General features: G+C 72.9%; 6 protein-coding genes. 5 read left to right on the top strand and 1 reads right to left on the bottom strand.

Going from position 1 to position 5,290, the window contains the following annotated elements; translation table 11 throughout:
* Positions 1-164 precede the first annotated feature (164 nt).
* On the bottom strand, positions 165-602 hold the full coding sequence (locus tag ACFU7Y_RS39465; RefSeq protein WP_224284143.1) for a glutaredoxin domain-containing protein: 438 nt from the start codon (positions 600-602) through the stop codon (positions 165-167).
* A gap of 213 nt (positions 603-815) precedes the next feature.
* Here ACFU7Y_RS39465 and ACFU7Y_RS39470 point away from each other — a divergent pair, with 213 nt between their 5' ends.
* The 5 genes from ACFU7Y_RS39470 to ACFU7Y_RS39490 form a co-directional block, all read left to right on the top strand.
* On the top strand, positions 816-1,733 hold the full coding sequence (locus ACFU7Y_RS39470; protein ID WP_380771257.1) for an ABC transporter ATP-binding protein: 918 nt from the start codon (positions 816-818) through the stop codon (positions 1,731-1,733).
* A gap of 74 nt (positions 1,734-1,807) precedes the next feature.
* Positions 1,808-2,536 (top strand): ABC transporter permease, encoded by a 729-nt coding sequence (locus ACFU7Y_RS39475; RefSeq protein ID WP_224284141.1) that lies wholly within the window; start codon positions 1,808-1,810, stop codon positions 2,534-2,536.
* A 98-nt stretch (positions 2,537-2,634) separates the two neighbouring features.
* Positions 2,635-3,870: a sensor histidine kinase gene (locus ACFU7Y_RS39480; protein ID WP_380771258.1), complete on the top strand. Its 1,236-nt coding sequence runs from the start codon at positions 2,635-2,637 to the stop codon at positions 3,868-3,870.
* A complete protein-coding gene (locus ACFU7Y_RS39485; RefSeq protein ID WP_224284139.1) occupies positions 3,867-4,505 on the top strand; it encodes a response regulator transcription factor in 639 nt (212 codons plus the stop codon). Before ACFU7Y_RS39480 ends, ACFU7Y_RS39485 begins: the two co-directional genes overlap by 4 nt.
* A 137-nt stretch (positions 4,506-4,642) precedes the next feature.
* A partial coding sequence (locus ACFU7Y_RS39490) for a hypothetical protein (RefSeq protein ID WP_380771259.1) occupies positions 4,643-5,290 on the top strand: 648 nt, incomplete at its 3' end.

Raw genomic sequence — 5,290 nt, forward strand, 5'->3', positions numbered from 1 at the left:
GCTCGGTGGCGCCGCCTTCCGGTGTCCCCGGGTGCCGGCGCCTCGGGTTCCCCGTGCCGGGCGGGACGCTTGAAGCCCGATCAACTGTACGGCGTCGGAGGGTCGGTGGAGCGGGCCGGCTGCGAGCCTCGGATCGCTGACGGCGAGGAGAGGCCGCTGCCCGCTCAGGTGGCGGAGGAGAGCTGTCCGCGAACCCACGCGGGATCGGGGTTGGTGTGCGGCCGGCCGTTCACGACGACGGTCGGTACGGTCTCGTTGCCGTCGTTGGCCGCCCGCACCACCGCTGCCGCCTCCGGGTCGCTCCAGATGTCGACCCAGTGCAGCCGGCGGGCGGCCCGGCCGAGCCGGAGGCGCAGCCGCAGGCAGTACTTGCAGCCCGGCCGCCAGTACACCACCGGCCGGCCGTCGGCCGCGCTGCGGCGCTGTGCCTCCGCCGCCCCGAGCGACTTCGGGAAGACCAGGGGCGAGTTCATGGCCGCGAGCCCCGCGAACAACAGCAGGTACAGGACGGCGGCTCCGCGGCTCCCGCTGAACGCCAGCCCGCCCGCGACGGTCGCGCCGCAGAGGACGAGCAGCAGCGGCAGTGTCCACACACGCATCATGGCAGCCCAGACTATCCGCGAGTGCGGCACCGAGCGACGACGGCAGCGGCGTCGGGGCCCGGCACGCCGACGACGAGCGGATGCGTGCGGGGGACCGCGGGTGTCAACCGTTCGATCGCGGGATGTTCCACCGTACGGATATCACCGGGTCGATCCGTACGCGGAGGTGCGAGCCGGAGGCTGGTGGGACCTCGGAGAACGGAGACCAGGCCCATGCCGGCGATCGTCGTTTCGAACCTGCGGATGCAGTACGGCCGGAAGGTCGTCGTGGACGACATCTCGTTCGAGGTGCAGGAGGGGGAGATCTTCGGGATCCTCGGTCCCAACGGGGCCGGGAAGAGCACGACGGTCGAGTGCATCGCCGGGCTGCGCAAGCCGGTCGGAGGCAGCATCTCGGTGCACGGTCTGGATCCCCGGCACGACGCCGCCAAGCTGCACCGCGTCCTGGGCATGCAGTTGCAGAAGAGCGAGATGCCGGACAAGCTGCGGGTCGGCGAGGCGATGGAGCTGTACGCCTCGTTCTACGACGACCCCGCCGACTGGCGGGGACTGCTCGGCGAGCTGGACCTGCTGGGCAGGGCGGACAGCCCGTTCGCCGCTCTCTCCGGGGGCCAGAAGCAGCGGCTGTCGATCGCGCTGGCGCTGGTCGGCAACCCCAAGGTCGCCGTGCTGGACGAGCTGACCACCGGTCTGGACCCGGCGGCCCGGCGGGACACCTGGGAGCTGGTCGAGCAGGTCCGCGCCCGGGGCGTCACCGTCGTCCTGGTCACCCACTTCATGGAGGAGGCCGAGCGGCTCTGCGACCGGCTGGCCCTGATCGACGGCGGCAGGATCGTCGCACTGGACACCCCGGCCGGTCTGGTGGCGGGCGTGGGCGCCGAGCAGAAGGTGCGGTTCCGTCCGACCTCCCCGCTCGACGACCGCATCCTGACCTCGCTGCCCGAGGTCACCTCGGTGGAGCGGCACGGCTCGCAGGTGGAGGTCACCGGCACCGGCAACCTGGTGTTCGCGGTGACCTCGGCGCTGGCCCGCAACCGGATCGTCGCCGCCGACCTGCGTGCCGAACCGGCCGGTCTGGAGGACGCGTTCCTCGCCCTGACCGGCCGCCGCTTCGACCACCCGTCCCACTGACCGCCCGGCCCCGACAGACTCCGGACCCCGGACACTGTGCCCCAGGCCCCTCGGAAGGAGACCCCTTGCGGGCGATGAACCGACTCACGGCCGTGGAGTTCAAGCTCTTCCTGCGCGATCCGGCCGCGTACTTCTGGACCCTGCTGTTCCCGGTCGCCCTGGTGGTGATCATCGGCAGCATCCCGTCCTCCCGCGAGGCCGACGCCGACCTCGGCCGGCGCGTCATCGACTCCTACACGCCCGTCACGGTGGTGCTGGCCTTCGCGATGACCGGCCTGTTCATCACCCCGACCTACCTGGTGGGCTACCGGGAGAAGGGCATCCTGCGCCGGCTGTCGACCACGCCTGTGGGCCCGGCCCGGGTGCTGGTCGCCCAACTGGTCGTCCAGATCACCGTGGCGGTCTGCACCACCGTCCTGGTGCTCGCGTCCGCGCGCCTGTTGTGGGACGTCAAGCTGCCGGGCAACCCGGTCGGCTTCGTGCTCACCTTCCTGCTGTCGGCCACCGCGGTGCTGTCCATCGGGCTGTTCCTCGCCTCGGTACTCAAGACCACCAAGGCCGCCACCGGCGCCGGCAGCATGTTGTTCTTCCCGCTGATGTTCTTCGCGGGCCTCTACGTGCCCCGCGACGCGATGCCCGCCGCGGTCAACAGGATCGGTGACTTCACCCCACTCGGCGCCTCCGTGCGGGCCTTCGGCGACGTGACCGAGGGCCACGTCCCCAGCGCGACGGCACTGGTGGTCCTCGTCGCCTACACGGTGGTCTTCGGTGTCGCGGCGACGCGGCTCTTCCGCTGGGAGTAGGGGCCCTACGCTGGGGGTCCGTGATCAGGTACGGTCCCGGCACGGCCGGCGGCCGGGGAGCGGTGGAGGCCGGCAGCGGGGGGCCGAGGAGCAGCATCATGAAGAGCGACGAACCGACCGACCTCCGCCGCTTCCTCGTCCCCCTCCCCGTCGCGCTGCTGGGCGTGGCCACCGTGCTGTGCGTCGTGCAGCCCGAGGAGGGCGCGGCCACCGCGCGCGTCACCGTCTTCCCTCTGGTCGCGGTGACCGCCGCGTGGACGCTGGCGATGTACACCCTGCGGTCCCCCGCGTGGACGGGCCGCATCGGCCCGATGCTGACGTACGTGGCGGGCCAACAGGTACTGGCCGCGCTGCTGATGACGCAGCACCCGATCTTCTTCGTGTTCGCCGTGATCGGGTTCGTCCAGGCCTACGACCTGCTCCCGCCGCAGTGGGCCTTCGTCAGCGTCGGCGCCACCTCGCTGTTCATCAACCTGATCCCCGGCGGGATTCCGGACACCTCGAAGCGGATCGCCGTCGCGGCGGCCTCGGTCTGCCTCCAGACCTGCCTGATCGGTCTGTTCGGCAACCTGTCGCACCGCTTCAACGAGCGGAGCGAGGAACGACGGCGCCTGGTCGCCGAGTTGAAGGCGGTGATCGCCGAGAACAACGGCCTGCACGCCCAACTGCTGATCCAGGCCCGGGAGGCGGGCATCCAGGACGAACGGCAGCGGATGGCCCGGGAGATCCACGACACCATCGCCCAGGGGCTGGCCGGCATCGTCACCCAGCTCCAGGCCGCCGACCAGGCCCTGCCGCGGCCCGAGCAGCGCGAGTGGCACCTCGAACAGGCCCGGCTGCTGGCCCGGGAGAGCCTCACCGCGGCCCGGCGTTCGGTGGCCGCGCTGCGGCCGGCGGAACTGGAGGAGGCACACCTGCCGAACGCGATCCAGGACCTCGCCCGGCGCTGGTCGGCCCGCGAGGGCGTCCCGGCCACGGTGGAGGCCACCGGCGATCCGGTCCCGCTGCTGACGGAGATCGAGATCGCCCTGTTCCGCGTCGCCCAGGAGACGCTCGCGAACATCGCGAAGCACGCCGGTGCCAGTAGGGTCAGGCTGACCATTTCCTACCTGGAGGACACGGTCATGCTGGACGTTCACGACGACGGGGTCGGCTTCACCGTGACCGGCCTCGACGCGCCGCCGCCCGCCGACGGCGACAGCGGCTACGGGCTGGACGGCCTGCGCCGGCGGCTCGACCGGGTGCTCGGGACGCTGATCGTGGAGAGCGCGCCGGGCTCGGGCACCGCGGTCAACGCGAGCGTGCCCGCGATCCGCCGGGGCGGCGCCGCATGAGCGAACGGCCCTCCCCCGTACGGCTGCTGATCGTGGACGACCACCCGATCGTCCGGGACGGCCTGCGCGGCGCGTTCGCCAACAGCCCCGAGTTCGAGGTGGTCGGCGAGGCCGGCAACGGCGCCGAGGCGCTCGACCTGACCGCCGAGCTGAAGCCCGACCTGGTGCTGATGGACCTGCGCATGCCGGTGATGGACGGTGTCACCGCGATCCACCGGCTCGGCGAGACGGCGCCCGAGGTCCGGGTGCTGGTGCTGACCACCTTCGACACCGACAACGACGTGCTGCCCGCGATCGAGGCGGGCGCCACCGGCTACCTGCTGAAGGACGCGCCCACCGAGGAGCTGCTGCGCGCGGCCCGGGTGGCGGCGCGGGGCGAGGCGATGCTCTCCCCCGCCATCACCAAGCGGCTGATGGACCGGGTGCGACGGCCCGGCCCCGGCGTGCTGAGTCCACGCGAGCTGGAGGTGATGCGGCTGGTCGCCCACGGCTCCTCCAACAAGGAGGTCGCCGGCAGGCTCTTCATCACCGAGGCCAGCGTCAAGACCCACCTGCTGCGGATCTACGACAAGCTCGGGGTGCGCGACCGGGCGGGCGCCGTCGGCGAGGCGTTCCGGCGCGGTCTGGTGACCTGAGCCGGGCGCCCGCCGGCCGCGTGGGGGCTCGGAAGGCTCTCTTCCAGATTGTGACGTGACCCTGTCTAGTTCGTTCCCGTCCCGGTGTGGTGGGATGAGGCCTCACGGGGATGAACCGCTGACGGGGGTGTGTGCTGGTGCGGAGTGGATGGCTGCGGGAGCTGGACGGCGACGCGGCGTGCCTGGCGGCCGTGGGGCTGGTGCGGCTGGGCACGCAGGACTGGCGGAGCGCGGAAGGCGGGGCGCCGGCCTGGGCGGGCGGGCTGCGGGCGGCCTCGTTCGCCGATGCCTGGCTGGCGTTCGGCGACGGGCCCGCGTCCGGACTGCGGGTGCCCGCGCCGGCGGTGCTGCGGGCCGTGGTGGCCCGGGCCGCGGAGCTGGTGCTGCGCTCCTGCCGGGACGACGGACCGGCGGCACTGGAGTGGCTGGGGCGACGCTCGGCCGAGGCCCGCGAGCAGGCGCAGCGGGACGGTGTCGCGCACCCCGCCGAGCCCTGTGCGCTGACCCTGGTGTGGCACGGGGTCCAAGCCCTGACCGCCGAGGACGGACCGTGCCACGTCCGCCGCGTCGAGGAGCGCGGCGAGGCGTACGTACGGGAGCGGCACCGCCGCCAGGACACCCTGGCACTGGTGCTGTGCTGCACCCGGATCGCCGCGGCCGCGCTGGTCGAGCTGTGCGAGGGCGATCCCGAGCGGGTGGCCGGCCGGCTGGAGCGGGACGCGGCGCGTTCCATGCCGCGCGGCGGCCGGGCGCCGCTGTGGGTGCCGGGCCGGCCCGCTCAGCCC

The sequence above is a fragment of the Kitasatospora sp. NPDC057542 genome (assembly GCF_042801945.1).
In the GTDB taxonomy this organism is placed as follows: domain Bacteria; phylum Actinomycetota; class Actinomycetes; order Streptomycetales; family Streptomycetaceae; genus Kitasatospora.